The sequence below is a fragment of the Methylomonas sp. LWB genome, assembly GCF_001856095.1.
In the GTDB taxonomy this organism is placed as follows: domain Bacteria; phylum Pseudomonadota; class Gammaproteobacteria; order Methylococcales; family Methylomonadaceae; genus Methylomonas; species Methylomonas koyamae_A.
Genome location: NZ_MKMC01000023.1, coordinates 183,511 through 207,345, shown reverse-complemented (window position 1 = coordinate 207,345; position 23,835 = coordinate 183,511). Strand labels below are relative to the sequence as shown.

Genomic DNA, 23,835 nt, shown 5'->3' with positions numbered 1-23,835 from the left:
CCGGCGCCGTCCGGCATTCTCGCCAAACCATAAAAACCCTCGAATACCGTGGATTTAACGCAAGCCCAACGCGGTTAAGGTTTGACTATCCTCGGCGACCGGCCGGACTTCGACGCAACCGAAGCGCGCGCCGGGAATTCCGGCGGCGATCCTGATCGCCTCGTTGAAATCGGTGGCCTCGATTAAATAATAGCCGCCCAGTTGCTCCTTGGTTTCGGCAAACGGTCCATCCGTCGTGGTCACTTTGGCGTCGCGGACCCGCACCGTTACCGCCGCGCTGGCCGGCAACAATCGGTTGCAAGCCAAGTAATGGCCGCTGGCGCGAATGGCTTCGGTAAACTCGGCATACTCTTCAAAATGGCGGTCGGCGGCGGTCGGCTCCATGTCCTCCATGACCTTTTCGGCACAAATCAGGCAAAGGTATTTCATCGGTTTCTCCCTGCATTGGGTTTCGGATGTTGGCTAGTCGATTGACGACAGTCCGATTCGACATCGCCGCCAAAAATTTTCAGCCCGCCAATTCGGCTAACCGCCGCTGTAAAAACCGGCGCTCGGGCTCCTGTTTGGCCAGATCAAGCGCGCGCCGGTAGGCGGCAACCGCGTCGGCGGCGTCCCCCAGGCGCCGGTATAAGTCGCCGCGGGCGGCGTGGATTAAATGGTAGTCCGCCAATTCGCCGCGCGCCAAGATGGCGTCGATCACGGCCAGACCGGCGGCCGGACCGTCGCGCATCGCCAGCGCGACGGCGAAATTCAATTCGACCACCGGCGACGGCTGCACCCGCAGCAACAGCACGTACAACGCGACGATTTGCGGCCAATCGGTGGCTTCCGCGTGCTCGGCTTCGGCGTGCAACGCGGCGATCGCCGCTTGCAGAGCGTAGGCGCCGGGCCGTCCACCGCGCAAGGCAGCCTCCACCCAACGTCGGCCTTCGGCAATTTGCTCCCGATGCCACAACGAGCGGTCCTGATCGGCCAGTAATATCAGCTCCCCGTCGGCCGAGGTTCTGGACATGCGCCGCGCCTCGTGCAACAGCATCAGCGCCAACAGGCCGTACACTTCCGGCTCCGGCAACAGCTCAGCCAGTAGCCGACCCAAGCGCAAGGCTTCGCCGGCCAAGTCTGGCCGGGTCAGGCTGGCACCCGACGACGCCGAATAACCTTCGTTGAAGACCAGATAGACCACCCGCAACACCGAGGCCAAACGATCCGGCAACTCTTCGGCGGGCGGCACCCGATACGGAATCTTGGCCTCGCGAATCTTGGCCTTGGCGCGAACGATCCGTTGCGCCAACGTCGGAACCGGCGTCAAGAATGCCGCCGCGATCGCTTCGGTCGTCAAACCGCAAACTTCCCGCAAAGTCAGGGCCAGATGCGCTTCCGGCGCCAGCGCCGGATGGCAGCAGGTAAAAATCAGCTTCAAACTGTCGTCCGGCCAATCTTCGGTATCGTCCGGCGTGACCTCCCCCAGCGGATCGGCCAACGCTTCGACATCCTCCCTTTGCTCGAAGCGGGATTGCCTGCGCAACCGGTCTATGGCCTTGAATCGACCGGCCGACACCAACCAAGCCTTGGGATTGGCCGGCACGCCATCGCCGGGCCATTGTTCCAACGCGGCGCGAAACGCATCGTGCAAGGCTTCCTCGGCGAGGTCGAAGTCGCCAAGCAGCCGGATCAAGGTCGCCAAAATCCGGCGCGATTCGTCGCGGTATAAGGTCTGTACCGCGCGGTGTACGGCAGTGTCGTTCATCGAGTGTCCATTAATAACCAATTCGAAGGTGGAAATCGCGCCATGAGTTCAAAACCGGGCCCAAGCGCCAAGGCTTCCGCGGCGCGGCTGATATCCAACACAAGCGACCGCGCTTGAAATGAGCGCATGCCCGGAACGCGGTCTTGGTATCGCCTGCATATTACCTCTGGCGCCCGAGTCTAGCTAAAAATTCGCGGCAAGGGTCGGACTGGCCCCGGTCCGGCGATTCCGGCAAAATAGCAGGTTACCTTTTTTGCTCTCGTCGCCATGTCCGAATTGCAATACCCGATCATCGTTCGTCCCCGTTTCCGATTCGCCGCACGCCGGATTTGGGTCAACTGCCACGTCTGGCTGGCGCTGACGGCCGGACTACTGTTCGCGCTGCTGGGCTTGACCGGCAGTCTCAGCGTATATCGAGAGGAACTCGACGGCCTACTGAACCCGCAACTGCGCGTCACGGTAGCCGAAGGCGCGGAAGTACTGCCTATCGATAAACTGTACGCCATGCTACGCGCCGCCGAACCCAATCGCCACGGCGCCTGGACCCTGGAAATGCCGCGCGCGGCGGATGGTCCGATCACCGCTTGGTTCGAGAAACCTAAGGAAAGTTACGAGCAATTCTACGCTCCGTTGATGGTCTCGCTGGACCCTTACACCGGCCAAGTTCTGGACCGACGCTTCTGGGGACAAACCCTGACCACCTGGATCATGGACTTGCACACCGATCTGCGCTTGGCCGCCACCGGTCGCACTGTTGTCGCGTGGCTGGGCGGACTATTGATGCTGTCGGTCATCAGTGGCTTGGGTTTATGGTGGCCTGGCCGCGACCGACTCGGCGAGGTATTCCGATTGCGCCACGCCAGTCTGGTCAAACTGGCCTTCGATTTACACCGCTGGCTGGGACTGATCAGTGCCTGCGGCTTGCTGATACTGGCGTTTACCGGTTTTCACCTCGCCTACCCTCGTCTGCTGGAAACCATTACCGCCGCCGACGGCATGGGCCACGGCGACGACGGTCCGGCGGTACGCAGCACCGGCGTACCGAACAACAGGCCGGTTAACTTAGCCGAAGCCGTGCTGGTGGCGCGCGGACCGTTTCCAAAATCCGAAGTGCGGCGGGTGACGACCCCGGTCGGCGAACTAGGCACCTACCGGATCAATCTGCGCCAGCGCGACGAAATCAACCAACATCATCCGTTCACGACGGTCTGGGTAGACCGTTGGAGCGGGCAGATCCGCGACGTGCGCAACCCGCACCGGTTCTCGGCGGGCCAGCGTTTCACGACTTGGCTGTGGCCGCTGCATACCGGGGAAGCGTTCGGCGCGACCGGCCGGTTTCTATGGTTCCTGACCGGCCTGACCCCCGCCCTGCTCTACATCAGCGGCCTATTGCATTGGTCGTACCGGCGCGGCTGGTTGGCGGACCGCGCGATCGATTGGCCGGGTTTGGCCGAACGCTACAGAAACGCCTGCCGCGCCGGCGCCAGCCGTATGCGCGGCTGGCTGGCGAACCGCTTACTACCGATGTTACGCGACTTCAGCGCCAAATGGCGACGCTGACCGGGGGGTGTCGGGCCGCCAAGGAACCCAATGCCGCCGCCATCCGGAACGCCTCGATGGCGGTTAATGAAACAAGGTTGCCGCCAACTCCCGAACCGTCGGCGCCTGCTCGCCCAAACGCCGATACACTTCCGCCTGCCGTTCGGCACTAATACCGATCTCGCTCAAGCCGCTCGCCGGCGGCCATTCCTCGTCCTTGCCGGCCCGGCAAGCCATGCGGGCGGCGGCGTGTACCGTTTGGGCCGACTGCCAGTGACAGCCACGATATTCGGGCTCGCCGTGTTGGGCGATAGTCGCGACCAATTCCGGAGCCAATCCCCAATGCTCGGCCAAATAGCCGCCTACTTCGCAATAATCGCAATCCAAGGCTTGCCGCAGCAATCGACTCAATGCGATTTCCGGATGGCGCCGCTTATATTCCAACACGGCTTGGGTTTGCTCGGGCATCGTATCGGCCAGGCATAAGATACCGATGTTGTGCAAAATCCCCGCTGTTCTGACGGTTTGCGCCAGCCGGCCGCCCAGCGGTTCTGCCAATTGCGCGGCCGCCTGGCCGGTCAACATGCCGCTCACCCAATAGCGGCGCAGATCGAATTCCCGACATTTGCCGGGATAAAACGGCTTCATTACCGCCAAGCCGATACCGACCGCCCTGACCACATTCATGCCCAATTTCAGACAACAGCGCTCTATCGAGGTCACCGCTTCGCCGTGACCGTTGGCCCAAGCGGAGTTCGCCAAGGCCAGCAGACGGGCGCAGATCGTCGGATGATATGCCAATACCTTGGCCAGCGCCGGGTAGTCCAAATCGTCGTCGACCAATGCCCTCAACAAATGATGGACATCATGCGGCAACACCAACACCCTTTCCAAGCCGCTCCGCCACAGCGGCGGCGCATCAGTGACCATCGCCGGGCACTCCAGAAGCCAGCCGGTTTTCCGCCTGTTCCAGCCGAAAGTCCTTCTCGAACAACGCCGGCAAGTCGTTAGCCGGCAACGGCTGGCTGAAATAAAACCCCTGGATGATCTGGCAACCCAAACCGCTCATCACCATGGCTTGTTCGATGGTTTCGACCCCTTCCGCGACCATTTTGAACGCCATCGCGTTGGCCATGCCGATGATGGTGCCCAACAAAATTGGGGTTTGCGGATTGCTCAGTACATCCTGAACGAACACCCGATCGATCTTCAAACAATCGACCGGCATATGCTTGAGCGACGCCAGCGACGAGTAGCCGGTGCCGAAATCGTCGATGGCAATCTTGCAGTTCATCGCCTTCAATTGACGGAAAATCGCCATATCCGCTTCGGTTTGCATCACGCTTTCGGTGACTTCCAGCGTCAGCGCTTCGGCCGGCAAATCCGAGGCTTTCAACGCGGCATTCAGAATCTCCAGCAATTGCGGATCGCGAAACTGGCTGGCCGAGACGTTGACCGCGACGGTGAGCGGTGTCAAGCCCAGATCGTGCCAAGCCTTGAGCTGGCGGCACGCCGCGCCGATCACCCAACCACCGAGTTTATGAATCAAACCCAGCGTTTCCGATAGCCCGATAAATTCGGCCGGCCCGAGCAAGCCGCGCTGCGGATGTCGCCAGCGCAACAAGGCTTCGACCCCGATCATCCGGCCGGTCACCATACTAACCTGAGGTTGGTAATACAATTCAAACTCCTCGTTTTCCAGCGCTTCCCGCAGCATTTGTTCGTCTTGCAGGCGTTTGATCGCCAACCCGGTCATTTCCGGCCGGTAATAGGCGTAGCGCTGTTTACCTGCGCTTTTCGCGGAATACATCGCCGTGTCGGCGGCCTTCATCAAATCGTGCTCGTTGTCGCCGTCCTTCGGATAGATAGCTATACCGATACTGACGCGCGGATTTAAGTGATGGCTACCCAGGATCAGCGGCAAATTGATTTCCTCTAGGCAGCGTTCGGCAATCTCCATCGCTTGAAACTCGTCGGTAATATGGTTGGCGATCACGCAAAATTCGTCGCCCCCAAGGCGAGCGACAAAATCCTCATCGCGCATCACCCGCTGGATACGCTGCGCGATCGCCGTCAAAAACTGGTCGCCGACGTTGTGACCGAAGCTGTCGTTAACGTATTTGAATTCGTCCAAATCCAGAAACAGAAACGCAAACTGTTGTTGGCTGCGCTGGGCGGCCTTGATGGTTTGCTGGATACGTTTTTGATAATGCACGCGGCTCGCCAAACCGGTCAAGGCGTCGAAATAAGCCAATTGGTGAATCAGTTGCTCGGAAGCCTTCTGCTTACTGATGTCCTGCACGGTGCCTGTAACGTAGGCATTCGGTCCGCCCTCGACCAACGCGGTATGCTGGCGCACCGTGATCGGCTCTTCCAAATCGACGCGTAAGCGGTATTCGATGTCGTCGACCACTTCGCCAACCGCCGCCGCATCGATCAGCGCCCTCACCGTCGGCCGTTTATCGGTCTCGATCAAATCGATGTAGCGATCGAGATTGCCCTGAAAATAGTCGGGCTCCAATCGGCACAACTCGGCGAGATAAGAGGAGGTCCCGAACCGCCGCAGCCTGGGTTCCCAAGTCCAGTAACCCAAGCCTGCGACGCGTTGCGCGGCGGACAGTTGCTGTTTGTTATGCCTCAGCTCGGCTGTCGTCCGGCTGGCGCGCAACAAAAATTTGATGTGATGTATCAGCACCACGTGATTGATCGGTTTAACGATGAAATCGGCGGCGCCGGCTCTGAACGCACGATTGATCGATTCGATGTCGTCCAAGCCGGTGGACATAATGATCGGGACGCCGGCCATCGCCGGCACGGCATGCATGGCCAGACAAGTTCCGAAACCGTCGATGCCCGGCATGATGGCATCCAGTATCACCAAATCGGGCGTTTCCCGGTCCAACCATGCCAAAGCCGCCTCGCCGCTATCGGCCTCGGCCACTCGATAGCCGGCGGTCCGCAGTTTGGCGCCGGTCACCATCCGAAAACCCGGATCGTCGTCCACCAACAAGATGCGAGCGACCTCGCCGTCCGTCGCTACGTCGGCAAAATCCGACTCCGACGACCGAGCTTCGCCGACCGATTCCGCTCCCAGCGCCAGCCTTAAACTGTCAATCGCCGCAGTCCAACACTCGGTAACCGTCGCCGCCAACGCCTGCAGATCGGCGGCATCCGACTGCCGGGCCGCGCGCTCCAATGCGGCGCAAGCGGCCACCAGCTCGGCCGCGCCGATGTTGGCGCTCGCCGACTTCAAGCTGTGCGCGGTATCCGCGAGTGCATCGAAATCCCGAGTCTCGGCAAGCGGCGTAAGCCGTTCGGCCAATTTGGGCGTGGTGTCCAAATAAACTCGCGCCACTTTGCTCGATAAATCGTTACCGTCGGGGTCGGTCAAGCCTTGCAACGCGCTCAAATCGATAACCGCCGGCGAATTTACCGGCCTAGTCGCGGCGGCGGTCTCTGGCGGCATCCGCGCCTCGCCAAGCCAAGCAGCCAACGCGGCGCGCAATTGATCGCGGCGGAACGGTTTGCTGAGATAGGCATCCATGCCGGCGGCCTGACATTGTTCGGGCACGCCTTTTTGGACGTCGGCGGTTAATGCAACGATCGGCGTACGCGCGCGTCCCGCCGCGCATTCTTCGGCGCGAATCACGACAGCCGCCGCAAAACCGTCCATCACCGGCATATGGCAATCCATCAAAATCAGGTCGTAACGTTTGTCGCGCGCGGCCTGAACCGCCGCCGCGCCGTCGGCGACGACATCGGCAGCGCAGCCCATGCCCACCAAGAAACTTTTGACGACTTCCTGATTGACCGGATTATCTTCCGCCACCAGCACCGTGCCGGACAGTTTTTCGGCCTCCGCTGCGGCAGACGGCATGGCCGCGACAGGTTTGTTGGCCAGAATTTCCAACAGACACTGGTGCAACTTGCGTTGAAATACCGGCTTGTTCAAATAAAAACTGATGCCGTAATCCTGAAGTTTGTCGGCTTGCAACGATATGCTTTCCGAGCTCAGCATCACCAACGCGGGTTTGACAATTCGAGTGTCGTTTTGAATCGTTTTCGCCAAGCTTAAACCGTCCATGATCGGTAAATGCCAATCCAGCAACACAATCCGGAAAGCCTGATGGGGATTGGCCGAGACATCGGTCAACAGCTTCAAGGCCCTGGGTCCGCTATCGACGGTCGTGACGTTGGCGCCCCACAGCGTCAATTGGTCCAACAAAATCTCCCGATTGGTCGGATTGTCGTCGACCACCAAAATGTTGACGCCGGACAGTTCATGGCTTTCGGCGCGATCGATGCCGGACTGTATCCCCAAACCCAAGCGCAACGAAAAATAAAATCGGGACCCGCGCTCGACCCGGCTGTCCACGGCCAACTTGCCGCCCATTAATTCCACCAGTTGCTTGGATATCGTCAAGCCCAAGCCCGTACCGCCGTAGCGACGGGTGATGCTGCCGTCGGATTGGGTGAAGCTGTCGAAGATTTTGGCTTGGCGGTCGTCCGGGATACCGATCCCGGTATCGACGACCTCGAACAACAATTCGATCGTATCGGTTCCGGCGACCACCGCCAGCGTCGAGACTTTCAGTTGCACCTCGCCGCGCTCGGTAAATTTGATCGCATTGCCCAGCAAGTTGATCAGGACTTGGCGCAAGCGCTCGGCATCGGCCTGAATCACGTAGTTAAAATCGTGCGGAATGTTCAGGATCAACTCGATGCCCTTGCGATGCGCCGGTTCGGCCAACAATTCCAGGGTATCTTCCAACAAGCGCCGCAAATCGAACTCCTGAACGATCAATTGCATCTTACCGGCTTCGATTTTGGAAAAATCCAATATGTTATTGATGATACCGAGTAGCGAGTTGGCCGAACGGTAAGCGGTTTCCGCGAATCGGACTTGCCTGGCGTCCAGTCCGGAAGACTGCAACAGTTCCATCATCCCCAACACGCCGTTCATCGGCGTCCGGATCTCGTGACTCATCGTCGCCAGAAATTGCGACTTGGCTAGACTCGCCTGCTCCGCCAGTTCCTTGGAGGCGACGGTTTCAACCACGGTTCGTTCCAGTTCCTCGTTTTTTTCGGCGAGCTGGGCGGTGCGCTCGGCGACCTGACGTTCCAATTCATTCCGGTGCCTTTCCAGACGCTGGTCGCGTACCTGAATTTCGCTCAGCATCGCGTTGTACACCTCGGCTAAATCGCCGAATTCGTCGGTACTGGTTTTTTCTATGCGATGGTAAAAGGCTTTTTCGCTGCCCACCGATTTCATCGCTTGCATCAAATTCAATAACGGCGCCAAGAAAATATGTTGCAGCTTGGACGTCAGCATGGCGATCCACAACATCGTGAACACCACGATCAGCCCAATAATCAAATAAAAACTTTTCAATATGGCGTAAAACCCGCTCTGATCGTCCACCAGATGCAATACGCCTATCATGTCGCCGTCCAAATAAATTGGCCTGACAAAATGCAGATTATTCTCCGCGTCATATTCGACGACATATTTTCCGCCAACATCGGCGACACTAAAATAATGAAACAGACTGTCGTACCACTCGGAAAAAAGCGTCATCAAGATTTTGAACGGATGAACGGATTTATCGGCGGGTCCGGCTTCTCGCAAAACCGCGTAAGCCTGGTCGAAATTCCAATGGCTGGCTGGATTTTTCTCGGAGTGATAATCGGCAAATAATTTGCCGCTTCTATTATATAACTCGGCATTTAGAATACTGTCGCGGGTTTTCAAGCTCTTGAGCATTTCGTTGGCGGTCACGGCATCGTCGAACACCAAGGACGCGGAAATATTCGAAGCGACAATATTGGCGATTAATACCAATTGCTGTTCCGTTTCAATTTTTCTGGCAAAATATTCGTTAATTACGATGACCGATGTCGCTAAAAATAAGGTCATCATAGCGATCGCCGTCAAGATCGACACTAATTTCAGTTTGATCGGCGCATTGTTAAACCATTTGAACATGCTGTCGCCCTGTTTAATTTTCGCCGACTATCTTCGCCAAGCGCAGCAGATTGGAGCTGATCGCCAGTCCGGCGGCCTTGACGGCGTGATTATTGACGTACAATTGTATTTTACCGTCGACGTTCAGCATCGCCACCATTCCGCCGGCATTGACGAAATCCAGGCTCTCTCCAATCGTCAGAATCCGCCTGTTTTGAATATCCAAAAATACTTGAGAAAGTAGACTGTTGGAAATCTCGCTAATAAACAAAATATGACACTGGTTTAGATTCCTCAATTTCTCGGAATTTAACGTCTTAATCGCTTTATTCCCGACCGCTTTACCGTTTATGGAATCGAAAGATTGCAATAACACATTATCGCCAACCAGGCAGACTTTCAATTGATTATCGGAATCCGTGAAGGCCTGATCGGGCCATTGCGTAAAACGAGCGAAATTCAATGTCAATGCCGCCAACACCGCATATTGTTCGAACGCAACCGGCTCCCCGGACGCGATACGCAGATAGCCCAGCATCACGGCGATTGCACAAGTTCTAGTGATATTCGACATATCGCGCTTAAAATCGGCGTCCAAAAATCGGTTTAAAATATTCAAACGCGGGGATATTGGCCACGTGACGCATTTTAAAAACTCCAACTGATTTTGCCGTACATACCGCGATCGATCAGCGTCGGGACCACCAAATTCTCCTGTACATATTCCAAATGACTGCTCGTTAACAAGTTTTGTCCGACCAGCGAAACTTCCAATCCGGCCGCCGGCCGCCAAGCCAACCGGGCGTCCATGGTCACGTAGTCGCGAATATAGCGGTCGCCGCCGGACGTCGCGGAGGCATTGGTATCGACGTAGCGAAACCAGACATCGAAGTCCAGCTCCGGGATAACGTTGATTGCGCTGCGCAGATTGACCCGCTGTTGCGGACTCACACCGATCACCGCCGTTGCCGCCGACGGCAATTCGGTTTTCAACACACTGTAATTGGCGTCCCAGCGCCACCAATCCAACATTTGCCAGACCATCGCCAACTCGACACCGTAAGTCTTGGCTTTTATATTGTTGCTGAACAGCAAGGGTTGGACTACGACGCCGCGCAACGGATCGAAATAAGGCATGCCTTGCACGGCGTCGCGTAAATGGGCGTAGTCGTTATAAAACGCCGTCACATCCACCGACAACGACTTAATCATCGTCGTTCGGTAGCCAATCTCGTAGGCGAGTACATCCTCGCTAAGCTGATTTCGGTTACCTTGCAGCGTCAAGTCCACCGGCACGAAGAAAGGTGCGGTCGGCGGTGCCACGGTAGTCGTCAAGCGCATATTCGCTTCGCCCCGAGAGGGCGTACGCACCGCTCGCGACATGGCCGCCCAAAACCGATGATTCAAGTCGGGCGCCCACATCAGGCGCGCGGTCGGCTGACCTTCGAAGCCGGTAAAATCATTGTGCTCGAATTTGCAACCCAGCGTAAACCACAGGGTTTGATCGATCAGTTCCATCTCGTCCTGGACGAAAGCGCTATAGAGTTGATTTTTTCGGTGGGCCGGCGACATATTGAAAATTACGCTGGAACCGAGCCTGTCGGCGGTGAGTTGATAACCCAAGCCCCAGATCAACTCATGCTTGTCGAAGACGTTGAGGCGGTGCTGGAAATCCAAATCCAGCGTATCGCGGCCTTCGGACATCCAACTTTCGTTACGCCGGTAGTAATCGTAAAACAACTGCAACGACAGATCGGACTGGGTGGAAAACGTGTGCTGCCAGCGGCCCAAAACGTTACCGCCGTAGGCTTCGGCCTTGTCGCGACCCAGGTCGCCATAGGGAGGAACGACACTGGGCACCAGCAGGGTTTGATTCAGATGGCTGTGATAGAGATCGCCCTGCAATTTAAAATCGTCGGCCAGCGTCAGCCGGGAATCGATACGAAACCCGCCCTGGACTCGGTCCCAATCGTCGCCGGCGCCATTGCCGCGCGCATCGGTGTTTTGGTCGCGCTTGAAGCCCTTGGCGAAGACTCGACCGGTGGTGTTCTCGCCCAACGCCGCGCCGTAACGAAACGCACCGAAACCCTGCTCCTCGGTACCGCCGCCCGCCGCAACCAAACCGCCCTGGGTTTTAGAACTGTGCTTGGTGATGACGTTGATCACGCCGTTGACCGCGTTCGCCCCCCACAGAGTCGCGCCGGGTCCGCGTATCACTTCGATACGCTCGACATCCTCCATCATCACATCCTGATTTTCCCAGTAGGTACCGGAAAACAGCCGGCTGTAGGTGTTGCGCCCGTCGATCAATACCAACAGCTTATTGGCAAAGCGGGCGTTGAAGCCGCGCGCGCTGACCGCCCATTTGTTCGCATCGATCCGCGCCACGTCCAGACCCGGCGCCATCCGCAAAGCCTCCGGTATGCTGGTGGCGCCGGACCGTTTAATGTCTTCGTTGCTGATCACGAAAATCGCGGCGGCGGCATCGTTCAGCGCTTGAGCTTTTTTCGATACCGATGTCACTTCGACATTGAGCAAATCCTCGACATTCAATTCCAGCGCATCTTTACCATCTGTTGCGGCTTCAACCGCCAGCCCCCCTGCCAACAGAAAACCGGCGATTATTTTTCTCATAGCCATTACTTTACCAGCGAGATTGACAAATGCTTGGTCCGTCCACGTCCGCAAAAACTTAGAAAATCCCTAACAACATAGCAAGCATAGTGAAAAAAATGCGAATTAGTTAGCGCTTACAGGCCGGTTTGAGACTGGATGCCTTGATCCGCAGCGATGCGGTGTGCGTCGGTTGGGGGGTACCTTGTTGCGGATCAATTCAAACGACGTACAGCGGCGCGTTGGAGAACAGTACGAGAAAGAATGCGGCCTCATCGACGGCCGCTCGGTCGGAAAACGGGAGACCCAGGAAAACCTCTTAGACCAACCTTTTGTCCGTTGGCGAGAAGTTCTGTTATGTCGATAAGCCGGTTGGAAGCCTCTTCAAGCGGTTGTTTTACCCGAATCGGCGTGAATCGCTCCCGACGGCGGCCGGGAGCGACAGCCCGTCAAACTAGGAAATTCAATTGTTGCACGCTACCCGCTTGGCCCTGCTCGGTTAAATAGAAACCGCTGCTGGCAACTTCGGCGCGCGACTGATTGTTGTCGTCCTTCAGTTGGAACGGCGTGGTCAGATGCCCCAGGTAAATCGCCCCGACATTCTTCGCCCCCAAGGCCAGCAATTGCTGACTGCCGTCGGCGTTGCGCTGCCAGATTCTGAGCTTTTGATAGATAGCATCGGCGGCATCGATAAACTGGTTACCGTCCTGATCGTAATTAGCCAATTCGGCGAAGCCGTTGCCGGTCAACGCGCCGAACAATTCGGAACCGTCGTTGACGCTGCCGTCGTTGTTTTTGTCAAGCGCCAACAATCCGCTGCCGGATTTAAGCCCGGCAATCTGATCCGGCGTGCCATCGGCGTCGATATCGAATTGGAACGACGTGTTGCTCAGCTCAGCGGCCGTGCCGTCGAAGTTAATGACCAAGGGGTCTTTTTTTTGCGCGTCGCCGACCTGTATCGTGTTGCTGACTTCCGCGTAAAAGCTCCGACTCATGTTTAGGGACAGCGAAAAACTCAGGGATCGGCCATCCTGGGTGTTAATCGTGCCCTCGGCACTGAACGAAGTGGTTTCGCTTTCGAAATAACTCAGCGTCTGTTGATAGGTCAGACCGCCGTTATCCGCTTGCGCGGCCGGCGCGGGTTGTTGATCTTGGTAGGTCGGCTGGTCGGTGCCGGCGGTCAATTGGTCGGGACTAAAGGTTTTCAGATCGCGGCCGGTGATTTCCTTGACCATGCGCCGGATGATTTGCATCATCAAACTGTCTTTCGACTCGACCGGTGTCTCGGTATCCAGCGCCTTGGTCGCGCTAGCCTGTTTGGCTTGTTTAGCTTGACCGGCTCGGCTGAGACTCAAGCGATCGTCGGCCGGGCGGCGCGCTTCGTCCGAGCGTCGGTCCGGATGGCGGATGTTCAACACTTCCCGGCGATTGCTGACTTGCTGCTGCTGATGCCGGCCTTGCATTTTGATGGCGGAGTTGTCAATGATCATAAAGCCCCCTACTTCAAAAATGGTGTGATCCAGTTATCGGCGAGCCGGCCTATATGTTTAATTTATCCTCGATTTTTTGTTTGAAGTTCAGAAAGTGCACGGTTTGCAATCGATCCGGCGTTTCGGCGCCCATCGCTTGACAGGGCACCTCGATCTCGGTGATGTGGAAGGGATAATTCTCGCTGGCCTTCCGGTAGCCGAGTATGTGCTGACGAACCGCGCCATAGCCGCTCGGATCGTCGAGCGGAAACCAGCGCTCGTTGCAATACACCCCCAACCGGCTAGGCGTCTCGCCGGCGATGCGCACGCTCAGTTCCATCGCGCTGGCTTTTAATTTGGGCTGGGCCGGATGGCACGAAATCACGCCGGCCGAGTTCCGGTATATCTCGTAGTATTTCAGGAGTGGGACCTGGGGTAAGCGATCCTGGGCAATCAAGGTCGAGAAAAATACCGAATAATGGGCCAGCACGTGCTCCGCGCCGGCGTTGGCATGCTGACGCAAATACAGCGCCCCGTGCTCGTCGACGATATAAACGCCAACATGCTTGCTGGTGACGTGGTAGAACAATTGGACCGTATCCGGCTGATTATATTGATAGAGGAACGGGATATAGGTCTGCTCCAGTACGTAATCGTCGAAAAACACCGGCGCGTAGCCGCCGTGCGACTTGGCCAACTCTTGTAACAGCTGCTGCTGAGTGTCCAGCAAGTAATAACTCAAACGCTCGCCGCTCATAGCAAACATCGCGTACCCCCCCCCGGCCGCCGTGACGTAACGCTGGTAGGGCGCGACCGGCCGATCGGCGATGGCCGTCAGTCTGGCGAAAAGCGCTTCGAGGCGGCCGACGATACTGCGGCCGCGCACCGGGGTATAGCACAATACCTGCAGTTGATCGGCCGCCGGCGGTTTGACGCCGTCGTTGAATAACTCGGTCAAGCAGGTGAAGACGCCCTCCAAGCCGCTGTAACGGTGTAAGGTTGCCTCGCCCCACACGCTGATCGACAGGCGTTGCATCCCCAGCACGAAACACAAACGGTTGTCGCCGTAACTGAGCGGATCGGCGCGTTCGCTCATCACCAGCTGTTTGGCATGACTGCTGTCGACCGGCAATTTTTCCCGCCAATTGACCAGCAGCAAGGTGGCTTGCACGCGGTTCGGGCGGTTATAGATCGCCAGATCGGCTTCCCGGCTCAACAAGTGCCGGGTCAGAAACTGGTTTAACTCATTGAGCAACTGTTGAGCTTCGCCGCCGGCTTGCGCACTACCGCTCTCCAATACGTGCAGGTTGATGCTCTTTTTATACAGCCCGTTGATCACGGCCCAGCACAGCAATTCAAGCAGACTGTCGCCCTGTTTGATCGCCCGACCCAGCGCTAATTGCTTGGCGGACGGCCGTTCGGTAAACAAATACCAGACGGGCGCGTCGGAACCCGCCGTGACTTCCGCCGCAACCAGCAAATCCGGTTTGTTCTGCACCGCCTGGCGGGTGGACAGCACTTCGATCTTGTCGGGACGCAAATCCAACTCGACTTTCAACTTACGGCCGACCAATTTCAAATCTTGATTTTCGCGCTGCGCCTGATCCAAGGGCATACCGACGAATTGCAGAATCATTTTTAGGCATTGCTGCAACTGCTGACGGATCACCGCGTGCTCGGCGCCGGCCTTGGCGATATCCCAAAAACGCACGGTCGCCAAATTGTCCAGCAAATCGTCGGGCCACTGCCATTGCTCGGCCACCTCCCGCAAGAAGTCCTGCTGCATCTGGCGCGCTCGGTTTTCGATCGGCGCAGCGCCGGTGCCGACGATTTTCAGGTAAAAACATTCGCGGGCCAATTCCAGGCGCCGTCCGCCGTCGATGCCGCGCAGATAGGCGTCGACCTTGCTATAGATCATCAGATAGGGATCGAGGCTATCGACGCTAAACTCGCCTTGATAAATCGCGCGCTTCATAGCCAGACACAACCACTGCGGCGTCGGAAATTCGCTGGCGTAACTTTCCATCAAAAACAGTTTCAACAGCGATTTGTGCGGGGAAGTCAGGGACTTGAAGATATGCCACAGCGTCGCGCTGGCGAACTCCGCAACCGGCACTTGATGCATGCCGCCGAAATCGATCACTTCAGGCTCGGAGACGAAACGGTTTTCGAGCAAATGCTTTACATATTGCGGATATTGATGATCCTGTTCCGGCGGCACCAGCCACCACAGCGGAATTCGGCCGGCAATATAAATAGATGTACGATAGAACTCTTCCAGCAGCAGATAGTGTTGAGTTTCCCCGCTGCTTTCCTTCGAAATCGGGGTATTTTCGCCGCGCGCGAATTGGCCGGCGTCCATCAGAAAAAAGTGGGTTTCCAGCTTTAGCGAAGCTGCCCACTTTTCGATGTCGCGGGCCTTTTGTTCCAGTTCGGCCAGTTGGTCGGCCGCCAAACCCGGCGCGTGGCACAACCAGATATCGATGTCGCTGTCCCTGGAAAAGGCCATGCTGCCAACGCTGCCCATCAGATAGATCGCATCGATCGGATGTTGGCGCAAGGCCTTGCGCTTGAACGCAAAGCCCTTGCTGAACTGCTTCGCCGCGTCCAGCGTTTGTTTGGACGGCGCGTAGTCGGGAATCCCGGCCGGCGTATCCAGCGCGATGAAACCGGGCAACAAGGGGTGATTTTGATGAAACAACAACGGCAACAATTTCAAAAACTCTTGTTGCCGCGGCTGCAGCAAACTCTGCACCCGTTGCAAGCGCTGCTGATTGAAATGCTTGAAACGTTGGACGACGGCTTGCAAATCCTTGCGGCTGATGTCTTCGCCGGGAGCGCCCAATTGAATAGCGGGAAGTCGATTGATCACGGATGCCGAACTCGCTGAGTTTGCCGTCTAGTATAGAGTCTTCAGGCCAGATGCGCTTCCAGTCTAACGAATTCGCCGCCGCCGTCCCGGTAACAAGTAAAACGGGTCAATCCGGCGTGCGGTACCGAAATCGCGAAGCCGCGCTCCACCGGCAAACCCAGCAAAACGCTGAACAAACAGCGAATCACGCCGGCATGGCAAACCGCCAACACCCGCTGACCGGCGTGGTCGTCGATCACGCGCCGCCATCCCGCGCCGACCCGCGCCGCGAAATCGGCATAGGCTTCGCCGCCGGGTGGCGGGCAGGCGTGCGGGCGTTCGCAAAATGCCGCCCAGCGCGCGGGGTCGGACGCTTGAATTTCGGTGGCGGACCGTCCCTCCCATGCGCCGAAATCGATCTCCCGCCACTCCAGCAAAGTATGAAACGGCAAGGCTCGACGGGCGGCATAGACTTCGCCGAACCCCCGACACCGTAGTAACGGCGAGCTTACCACGCTATCCCAGTCGCCGCCCGCGCAGCGCGCTTCCATGGCTTGCCAACCAAGCGCGGTCAATTCGTCGTCGCGACTACCCCGGTAGACCGCGCCGCCGCGCGCCTCGCCGTGCCGGAGTAAATCGACGGTGGTGATCTCGACGGTCAACTCTCGCTTCCTCGCAAAAATTCGAGATTCTACCCTAAGCGGTCAACCTTAACTTCGCCAGCCAGCTTGTCGCATACACATCATTTAGCGCTATCGATTGTCTATTTTGTCGTAATCTCGACAAGCTCATCGGTATTTCCCACGGGAACTTCAAGGTAATCTCGCCAAAAATCGACCGGCATGGATGTTGCGTAAGCTCTGCGGGCTTCAACCGGCCGGCCGCAGCGCCGCCGGAAAAAACAATAACCGCGAATTCGAGCCGGGACGGCCGAATCCGCCGATCCGCGCGCGGATCGCGTATGGCAACGCCAGGAGTGTCCATGATCGAAACCTTTTACGATGTGATGCGCCGGCAGGGCATCACCCGCCGCAGCTTCTTGAAGTTTTGCAGCCTGACCGCCGCCTCGCTGGGTTTGAGTCCGGCGTTCGCGCCGAAAATCGCCCATGCGATGGAAACCAAACCGCGGATTCCGGTGTTGTGGCTGCACGGTCTGGAATGCACCTGTTGTTCGGAATCCTTCATCCGTTCCGGCCACCCGCTGGCGAAAGACGTGATCCTGTCCATGCTATCGCTGGACTATGACGACACCATCATGGCGGCCGCCGGTCATAACGCCGAAGCCATCATTGATGAAATCGTCGAAAAATACAAAGGCAATTACATCCTGGCCGTGGAAGGCAATCCGCCGCTGGCCGAGGACGGCATGTATTGCATCATCGGCGGCAAACCGTTTGTTGAGCAACTCAAATACGCCGCCGAGAGTTGCAAGGCCATTATTTCATGGGGCTCCTGCGCTTCGTGGGGTTGCGTGCAGGCCGCCAAACCCAATCCGACCCGCGCCACGCCGGTGCATAAAGTACCGGGTCTGGCCAACAAACCGATTATCAAAGTGCCCGGCTGCCCGCCGATCGCCGAAGTGATGACCGCCGTGGTGGCCTATCTGTTGACTTTCGACAAACTGCCGACGCTGGATAAACAAGGCCGGCCGCAAATGTTTTATAGCCAGCGCATCCACGACAAATGCTACCGCCGGCCGCATTTCGACGCCGGCCAGTTCGTCGAGCAATGGGACGACGAAGCCGCCCGCCAAGGCCATTGTCTGTACAAAATGGGCTGCAAGGGGCCGACTACTTACAACGCCTGCTCGACCGTAAAATGGAACGAAGGTACCTCATTCCCGATCCAGTCCGGCCACGGCTGTATCGGCTGCTCGGAAGACGGTTTCTGGGATAAAGGCAGTTTCTACGACCGCCTGACCGGCATCAACCAGTTCGGCATCGAAGCCAATGCCGATGTGGTCGGCGGCACCGCCGCCGGGATCGTCACCGCCGGCGTCGCCGCTCATGCCGGTCTGACTGCCTTGAACCGCGCCAAACAAGCCGATAAACAACCCGGAGCCGAATAATCATGACCGTCACTGCTACCCCCAACGGTTTTCATCTGAACGACGCCGGCCGCCGCGTGGTGGTCGATCCGGTCACGCGGATCGAAGGCCACATGCGTTGCGAAGTCAATATCGACGAGGAAAACATCATTCGCAACGCGGTGTCCAGCGGCACCATGTGGCGCGGCCTGGAAGTGATTTTAAAAGGTCGCGATCCGCGCGACGCCTGGGCCTTCGTGCAACGCATCTGCGGCGTCTGCACCGGCACCCACGCCTTGACCTCGGTGCGCGCGGTCGAGGACGCGTTGAAAATCAAGATTCCGGAAAACGCCAACTCGATCCGCAACATCATGCAGCTCAGCCTGCAGGCGCACGACCACTTGGTTCATTTCTATCATTTGCACGCGTTGGATTGGGTCAACCCGGTCAACGCGCTGAAAGCCGATCCGGTCGCGACCTCGGCGTTGCAACAACAGATTTCGCCGAGCAATCCTAAATCCTCGCCCGGCTATTTCCGCGACACCCAAAACCGCCTGAAAAAATTCGTCGAATCCGGCCAGCTCGGTCCGTTCAAAAACGGTTACTGGAGCAATCCGGCCTATTTGCTGCCGCCGGAAGCCGATTTGCTGGCGGTCACCCATTATCTGGAAGCGCTGGATTTTCAAAAAGACATCATGAAAATCCGCACGATATTCGGCGGCAAGGACCCGCATCCGAACTGGCTGGTCGGCGGCGTACCGTGCGCGATCAACATCGACGGCGTCGGCGCGGTCGGCGCGGTCAACATGGAACGTTTGAACCTGATTTCGTCGATCATCGACAGAACCATCACCTTCATCGACCAAATCTACATCCCGGATTTACTGGCGATCGCCCAGTTTTACAAAGGCTGGTTGTACGGCGGCGGCATTTCCGGCCAAAGCCTGCTGTCCTACGGCGACATTCCGGATAAAGCCAACGACTATTCGGCGGCCAATCTGCTGATGCCGCGCGGCGCGATCATCAACGGCGATCTGAGCAAGGTCCACGAAGTCGATCTGACCGACCCGAAACAGATTCAGGAGTTCGTACCACACTCCTGGTACAAATACCCGGACGAAGCCGCCGGCCTGCACCCCTGGGACGGCATCACCGATCCCAATTACAAGCTCGGCTCGAATACCAAGGGCGATCGCACCCATATTAAAGAATTGGACGAATCGGCCAAATACTCGTGGATCAAAGCGCCGCGCTGGCGCGGCCACGCGATGGAAGTCGGCCCGTTGGCCCGCTATGTGATCGGCTACGCCCAGGGCAATAAGGAAATCACCGAACAAATCAATTTCGTATTGAAAACGCTGGACGTGCCGGTCAGCGCGCTGTTCTCGACACTGGGCCGCACCGCCGCGCGCGGCCTGGAAGCCCAGTGGGCGGCCGGCAAGATGCGTTACTTCATGGACAAACTGATCGCCAACGTCAAGGCCGGCGATTTGGCGACCGCCAACGTCGAGCGCTGGGATCCGGACACCTGGCCAAGCAGCGTCAAGGGCGTGGGTTTCACCGAAGCCCCGCGCGGCGCGCTGGGCCATTGGCTGAAAATCGAAGACACCAAGATCGCCAACTACCAATGCGTGGTGCCGACCACTTGGAACGGTTCGCCGCGCGACGAGCACGGCAATATCGGCGCCTTCGAGGCTTCGCTGATGAACACCAAGGTCGAGCGCCCGGAAGAGCCGGTCGAGATCTTGCGGACGCTGCACAGCTTCGATCCTTGCTTGGCTTGTTCGACTCATGTGATGAGTCCGGATGGACAGGAACTAACCCAAGTGAAGGTGCGTTGATTAAACAATGTAGGGCGGATCAGCGCAGCGTCATCCGCCGTCATCAAATGCCGCAGTTCAGGAGAACACAATGAACAAATTTTTGGCCTCCGTCGCCTTATTATTGACTTTCAGCCAGGCCGAAGCTCACAGCCATCCCGGCATCGACAACCTGAGCCACAGCCTGGAACACTTAATTCTGTCCTATCAACACTGGCTGCCCTATTTGGCGGCCGCTGGCTCGTTGAGCTTGGTCGCGATCGCGGCCGTCAAACGCTGGACCAACAGCCGTCGGAGCTCGAAATGAGCACGCCGACGGCTCCGGTTTACGTCTACGAATTGCCGGTTCGCCTGTGGCATTCCGTGAATGCCTTGGCCATCGTGGTGTTGGCGATTAGCGGATATCTCATCGCCTCGCCGTTGACATCGCCGGCCGGCGAAGCCTCCGAGCATTTTTTGATGGGCTATATCCGCTTCGCGCATTTCGCCGCCGGCTACGTGCTGGCGATAGGCATTGCCGGCCGGGCTTACTGGGCCTATGCCGGCAACGAGCATGCTCGGCAAATCTTTCTGCCGCCGCTGCTGAAAGCGCATTTTTGGGACGGCGTGTGGTGTGAAATCCGCTGGTATTGCTTTCTGGAAAAGCAGCCGCGCCATTATGTTGGTCACAATCCGCTGGCTATCCTGGCGATGCATTTTGCCTTCGTTTGGGGCGCCTTGTTCATGATCGTGACGGGATTCGCGTTGTACGGCGAAGGCGAAGGTCAAGGTAGTTGGCAATACGCGCTGTTCAGCAGTTGGCTGCTGCCCTTGTTCGGCGACAGTCAGACCGTGCATACCTGGCATCATTTGGTGATGTGGCTCATCGTTTGTTTCGTGGTGATTCACATCTACGTGGCGGTACGCGAGGAAAAATTATCCGGACAAAGCATGCTTTCGACGATAGTCACCGGCTGGCGCGTTTTCAAGGACGACAAACCCATCGACGACGCCCATTGAACATGACCGCTACGCCGCGAATTCTGTTGCTGGGCATTGGCAACCTACTATGGGCCGACGAAGGATTCGGCGTTCGCGTCGTCGAACATCTGCGGAAGTACTACCAATTTCCCGAGCAGGTCACGGTGCTGGACGGCGGCACCCAGGGCGTGTATTTGGTGGACTACGTGCAAAACGCCGACGTGCTGGTGGTGTTCGACGCGGTCGACTACGGCCTGCCGCCGGCCACCTTGAAAATTGTCGAAGATGCGGACGTCCCCAACTTTCTCGGCGCCAAGAAAATGAGCCTACACCAGACCGGCTTTCAAGAAGTATTAGCCATGGCCCAGATGTTGGGCGACTATCCGCAGCGTCTGCTGCTGATCGGCGTGCAGCCGGAAGAGCTGGAAGACTACGGCGGCAGTTTGCGGCCGAGTGTGAAGGCGCGAATCCAGCCGGCGATCGACATTGCCCTTGCCTACCTGGCCGAGTTCGGCGTAGTCGCCGATCGCGCCGACGCGCCCAAGGACTTGACCGATCCCATCCTGGACATCCAGCGCTACGAACAAGAGCGCCCGGCACCCGAACAAGCCTGCCGACTCGGCGACGAACGCATCGTGTTGTCGAATGCCTTCGAAGTGCGGCCGCCGCAAGCGTCCGAGCAACCGAGTTTACAAGTCGATGTCGACTATCGGGGGAAATACGGATGTGTATAGGCATTCCGATGCAGATCGTCGAATCGCGCGGCGAGACGGCGATCTGCGCTTATCGCGGTCAGCATAGTCAAATCGATATGATGCTGGTCGGCGAACAAGCGGCCGGCACTTGGTTGCTGGTATTTCTGGACACCGCCCGCGAAGTGCTCACGCCCGAACGCGCCGCGCAAATCAACGACGCGCTGGAAGCGATGCGACTGGCGATGGCCGGTCAAACCGATTTCGACCATTTGTTCGCGGACCTGGTCGACCGCGAACCCGAACTGCCGGAGTTTTTACGAACATGAGTACGCCCTTGCTGGAACAGCTGCAAACCCGCCACGGCCTGCCGCTGTTGGATGCGGAGAGTTACGACTTATTCGTGCACGGTCATGACACAGTTGTGTTGTTCTTTGCCAACGATCCGCAGATGTTTCCGGAAAGTCATGACGTGGCAGTGATTTTGCCGGAACTGTTAAAAGCCTTTGCCGATCGTTTGCACGGTGCGCTGATCGACAAATCCATCGAGCGCGAATTGCAAGCCAGATTTCGGTTTACCAGTTGGCCTTCCCTGGTATTTTTGCGCGGTGGCGAATATTTGGGCGTCATTACCGGGATTAAGGATTGGGCGGAATACGGGCAGGAATTTTCCAGGATTTTGACAAGTGAAGCGGGGCAACCGCCGCAGTTTGATCTTGGGACGGTTTGCGGTGCCGGACACGCTTAGTTCTCGATAGCGCCGGGGTTGGAAATCGTATCCTTTGTTTGAACAGGATATCCGGAATTTAAAGTGAAATCCCAGCCTGGATCAAGGCGACCAACTTGAGGATTTGCAAGCCATCGTGATACGCCTGATGCGTCGTTGCAAACCGGAATGTGCTCGGTGATGATTGTCCGAATCAAAATAACCAAAATTGAGGCACGGACCTCGCGGACGGGATCGTTAGCTTGCCGGTAAACCGGCTCCTATCCAACTCTCGTGCCTGTTACCGATCACTAGTCCCGGCCACTTTCCTAACCACCATCCCTTTACCTCCGGTGAAGCCGTCAGGGCCTCCGGAACCGCCGCGATACTGTCCCAAATCAGTTCCACGAGTTGAGACCGGTCATTCGAGAATATCGGAGATCGGGATGTTGTTCATGCGAGTTTGCCCGCTGATTTGAAAGTCCAGATGCTCGACAGAAACGGCGCTATCGGATATTGCGATCACGCAAGCTAAGCTACTTGGCCGATCTGGTATTCAATACCAAACCCAAAACACCCAACAACATTAATCCCAAAGAAATCATTTCGGCTTGAGTCGCCACGACACCCAAGAAATTCCCAACGGTGTTTACTCGGATTTGTTCTATGGAAAAACGCTCGGCACCGCTGAGCAGCAGATAGAGCGCAAATAACCAGCCGCTTTTAAAAGGGTGTTTACGCAGCCGCCAAAGGATACCAAAGATAATACAGCCTAGTACTGTCTCGTAGATTGAGGTTGGATAGACACCCGGCGCGGCGATAGTCACGCCAACGATATTATTGTCGTAAGTCTGAGCCCAAAACCAAACCGGAAGCCAGTCGGGTTTGGCAGCCATGTTTGCTGGGATGCCCCAATCTCCGTCGCCGGATAACTGGCAACCGATCCTGCCGATCGCGTATCCCAACATAATTGCCGGCGCTAACCCATCGCATAACGTTGTAACCGAAAGCTCGTGCTTCTTCGCGTACCAAAAGCCCGCCAGCGTTCCGCAAATCAGACCTCCCAAAAAAGTAAAACCGCCACGGCTGAATATCATGCCCCATGGATCGGCGATGAACTCGTTCGGATGTTCGATAATGTGGAAAACTCGCGCATCGATCAGGCCAATAATCAGCGCGAATGTAATCAAATCTGAGATGACATCTTGAGGAAAAATCGTTTGATCGACAAACTGACCGTCGTCTGATTTTATTCGTCGTTTAGCCAACCCGATACGCCCCGCCTCGAAAAGGCGTTGAACCTCCACCCGCGATATCCGAATTGAAACAATCGCCGCCGTTGCAACCATCATTCCGAACGTCGGTAACGGCAACGGTAGGTCCAAACCCGTTAGCGCTTTCACCAAATCGCTTAAATAGGGAAACGCTAAACTCATACCCGACTCTC

Annotated in this window: 18 protein-coding genes; 8 read left to right on the top strand and 10 right to left on the bottom strand. The window is 57.2% G+C overall.

Annotated elements, in window-relative coordinates:
* Window positions 1-54 precede the first annotated feature (54 nt).
* Both BJL95_RS11540 and BJL95_RS11535 read right to left on the bottom strand, forming a co-directional pair.
* The gene (locus BJL95_RS11540; RefSeq protein WP_071158085.1) at window positions 55-429 is read right to left on the bottom strand and encodes a YciI family protein; all 375 of its coding nucleotides are present in this window, start codon (window positions 427-429) and stop codon (window positions 55-57) included.
* Window positions 430-508: 79 nt separating this feature from the next.
* Window positions 509-1,747 carry an RNA polymerase sigma factor gene (locus BJL95_RS11535; protein ID WP_071158083.1) on the bottom strand — a complete coding sequence of 413 codons (1,239 nt, stop codon included), beginning with the start codon at window positions 1,745-1,747 and terminating at the stop codon, window positions 509-511.
* A gap of 267 nt (window positions 1,748-2,014) precedes the next feature.
* On the opposite strand from BJL95_RS11535, the gene BJL95_RS11530 reads away from it, so the two are divergent.
* Window positions 2,015-3,307 carry a PepSY domain-containing protein gene (locus BJL95_RS11530; RefSeq protein ID WP_071158081.1) on the top strand — a complete coding sequence of 431 codons (1,293 nt, stop codon included), beginning with the start codon at window positions 2,015-2,017 and terminating at the stop codon, window positions 3,305-3,307.
* A gap of 63 nt (window positions 3,308-3,370) precedes the next feature.
* On the opposite strand, the gene BJL95_RS11525 is transcribed toward BJL95_RS11530, so the two are convergent.
* From BJL95_RS11525 to BJL95_RS11495, 7 genes are all read right to left on the bottom strand, one after another.
* Window positions 3,371-4,216, bottom strand: coding sequence for an HDOD domain-containing protein (locus tag BJL95_RS11525; protein ID WP_071158079.1), 846 nt, complete (start codon window positions 4,214-4,216; stop codon window positions 3,371-3,373).
* Window positions 4,206-9,272, bottom strand: coding sequence for an EAL domain-containing protein (locus tag BJL95_RS11520; RefSeq protein WP_071158077.1), 5,067 nt, complete (start codon window positions 9,270-9,272; stop codon window positions 4,206-4,208). Before BJL95_RS11520 ends, BJL95_RS11525 begins: the two co-directional genes overlap by 11 nt.
* Before the next feature lie 13 nt (window positions 9,273-9,285).
* Window positions 9,286-9,825, bottom strand: coding sequence for a YfiR family protein (locus tag BJL95_RS11515; RefSeq protein WP_139306230.1), 540 nt, complete (start codon window positions 9,823-9,825; stop codon window positions 9,286-9,288).
* Window positions 9,826-9,899: 74 nt separating this feature from the next.
* On the bottom strand, window positions 9,900-11,885 hold the full coding sequence (locus BJL95_RS11510) for a TonB-dependent siderophore receptor (RefSeq protein ID WP_071158075.1): 1,986 nt from the start codon (window positions 11,883-11,885) through the stop codon (window positions 9,900-9,902).
* A 428-nt stretch (window positions 11,886-12,313) separates the two neighbouring features.
* Window positions 12,314-13,354 carry a hypothetical protein gene (locus BJL95_RS11505; protein ID WP_071158072.1) on the bottom strand — a complete coding sequence of 347 codons (1,041 nt, stop codon included), beginning with the start codon at window positions 13,352-13,354 and terminating at the stop codon, window positions 12,314-12,316.
* A gap of 49 nt (window positions 13,355-13,403) precedes the next feature.
* The gene (locus tag BJL95_RS11500) at window positions 13,404-16,205 is read right to left on the bottom strand and encodes a class I adenylate cyclase (RefSeq protein ID WP_071158070.1); all 2,802 of its coding nucleotides are present in this window, start codon (window positions 16,203-16,205) and stop codon (window positions 13,404-13,406) included.
* Between the two features lie 41 nt (window positions 16,206-16,246).
* Window positions 16,247-16,846 (bottom strand): histidine phosphatase family protein, encoded by a 600-nt coding sequence (locus tag BJL95_RS11495; protein ID WP_175463703.1) that lies wholly within the window; start codon window positions 16,844-16,846, stop codon window positions 16,247-16,249.
* A gap of 320 nt (window positions 16,847-17,166) precedes the next feature.
* On the opposite strand from BJL95_RS11495, the gene BJL95_RS11490 reads away from it, so the two are divergent.
* The 7 genes from BJL95_RS11490 to BJL95_RS11460 all read left to right on the top strand — a co-directional run bounded on the left by BJL95_RS11490 (window position 17,167) and on the right by BJL95_RS11460 (window position 22,430).
* The gene (locus tag BJL95_RS11490) at window positions 17,167-18,252 is read left to right on the top strand and encodes a hydrogenase small subunit (protein ID WP_269454754.1); all 1,086 of its coding nucleotides are present in this window, start codon (window positions 17,167-17,169) and stop codon (window positions 18,250-18,252) included.
* A 2-nt stretch (window positions 18,253-18,254) separates the two neighbouring features.
* Window positions 18,255-20,051, top strand: a complete 1,797-nt coding sequence (locus tag BJL95_RS11485) for a nickel-dependent hydrogenase large subunit (protein WP_064027838.1) — start codon at window positions 18,255-18,257, stop codon at window positions 20,049-20,051.
* 70 nt (window positions 20,052-20,121) lie between these two features.
* Window positions 20,122-20,337 (top strand): hypothetical protein, encoded by a 216-nt coding sequence (locus tag BJL95_RS11480; RefSeq protein WP_071158068.1) that lies wholly within the window; start codon window positions 20,122-20,124, stop codon window positions 20,335-20,337.
* Window positions 20,334-21,029, top strand: coding sequence for a Ni/Fe-hydrogenase, b-type cytochrome subunit (gene cybH / locus BJL95_RS11475; protein WP_071158064.1), 696 nt, complete (start codon window positions 20,334-20,336; stop codon window positions 21,027-21,029). Before BJL95_RS11480 ends, cybH begins: the two co-directional genes overlap by 4 nt.
* Window positions 21,030-21,031: 2 nt before the next feature.
* Window positions 21,032-21,724, top strand: a complete 693-nt coding sequence (locus BJL95_RS11470; protein WP_071158062.1) for a HyaD/HybD family hydrogenase maturation endopeptidase — start codon at window positions 21,032-21,034, stop codon at window positions 21,722-21,724.
* The gene (locus BJL95_RS11465) at window positions 21,715-22,011 is read left to right on the top strand and encodes a HypC/HybG/HupF family hydrogenase formation chaperone (protein WP_071158060.1); all 297 of its coding nucleotides are present in this window, start codon (window positions 21,715-21,717) and stop codon (window positions 22,009-22,011) included. The genes BJL95_RS11470 and BJL95_RS11465 overlap by 10 nt, the downstream gene beginning before the upstream one ends.
* Window positions 22,008-22,430 carry a hydrogenase gene (locus BJL95_RS11460; RefSeq protein ID WP_071158058.1) on the top strand — a complete coding sequence of 141 codons (423 nt, stop codon included), beginning with the start codon at window positions 22,008-22,010 and terminating at the stop codon, window positions 22,428-22,430. The genes BJL95_RS11465 and BJL95_RS11460 overlap by 4 nt, the downstream gene beginning before the upstream one ends.
* Window positions 22,431-22,924: 494 nt before the next feature.
* On the opposite strand, the gene BJL95_RS11455 is transcribed toward BJL95_RS11460, so the two are convergent.
* Entirely contained in the window at window positions 22,925-23,824 is a 900-nt protein-coding gene (locus BJL95_RS11455; RefSeq protein ID WP_071158056.1) for a prolipoprotein diacylglyceryl transferase, read from the bottom strand.
* Window positions 23,825-23,835 lie beyond the last annotated feature (11 nt).

Excerpts from the sequence above, each read along its gene's own strand:
- BJL95_RS11540 (WP_071158085.1), bottom strand. The coding sequence starts at position 429 with ATGAAATACCTTTGCCTGATTTGTGCCGAAAAGGTCATGGAGGACATG.
- BJL95_RS11535 (WP_071158083.1), bottom strand. The coding sequence starts at position 1,747 with ATGAACGACACTGCCGTACACCGCGCGGTACAGACCTTATACCGCGAC.
- BJL95_RS11530 (WP_071158081.1), top strand. The coding sequence starts at position 2,015 with ATGTCCGAATTGCAATACCCGATCATCGTTCGTCCCCGTTTCCGATTC.
- BJL95_RS11525 (WP_071158079.1), bottom strand. The coding sequence starts at position 4,216 with ATGGTCACTGATGCGCCGCCGCTGTGGCGGAGCGGCTTGGAAAGGGTG.
- BJL95_RS11520 (WP_071158077.1), bottom strand. The coding sequence starts at position 9,272 with ATGTTCAAATGGTTTAACAATGCGCCGATCAAACTGAAATTAGTGTCG.
- BJL95_RS11515 (WP_139306230.1), bottom strand. The coding sequence starts at position 9,825 with ATGTCGAATATCACTAGAACTTGTGCAATCGCCGTGATGCTGGGCTAT.
- BJL95_RS11510 (WP_071158075.1), bottom strand. The coding sequence starts at position 11,885 with ATGAGAAAAATAATCGCCGGTTTTCTGTTGGCAGGGGGGCTGGCGGTT.
- BJL95_RS11505 (WP_071158072.1), bottom strand. The coding sequence starts at position 13,354 with ATGATCATTGACAACTCCGCCATCAAAATGCAAGGCCGGCATCAGCAG.
- BJL95_RS11490 (WP_269454754.1), top strand. The coding sequence starts at position 17,167 with ATGATCGAAACCTTTTACGATGTGATGCGCCGGCAGGGCATCACCCGC.
- BJL95_RS11485 (WP_064027838.1), top strand. The coding sequence starts at position 18,255 with ATGACCGTCACTGCTACCCCCAACGGTTTTCATCTGAACGACGCCGGC.
- BJL95_RS11480 (WP_071158068.1), top strand. The coding sequence starts at position 20,122 with ATGAACAAATTTTTGGCCTCCGTCGCCTTATTATTGACTTTCAGCCAG.
- cybH (WP_071158064.1), top strand. The coding sequence starts at position 20,334 with ATGAGCACGCCGACGGCTCCGGTTTACGTCTACGAATTGCCGGTTCGC.
- BJL95_RS11470 (WP_071158062.1), top strand. The coding sequence starts at position 21,032 with ATGACCGCTACGCCGCGAATTCTGTTGCTGGGCATTGGCAACCTACTA.
- BJL95_RS11465 (WP_071158060.1), top strand. The coding sequence starts at position 21,715 with ATGTGTATAGGCATTCCGATGCAGATCGTCGAATCGCGCGGCGAGACG.
- BJL95_RS11460 (WP_071158058.1), top strand. The coding sequence starts at position 22,008 with ATGAGTACGCCCTTGCTGGAACAGCTGCAAACCCGCCACGGCCTGCCG.
- BJL95_RS11455 (WP_071158056.1), bottom strand. The coding sequence starts at position 23,824 with ATGAGTTTAGCGTTTCCCTATTTAAGCGATTTGGTGAAAGCGCTAACG.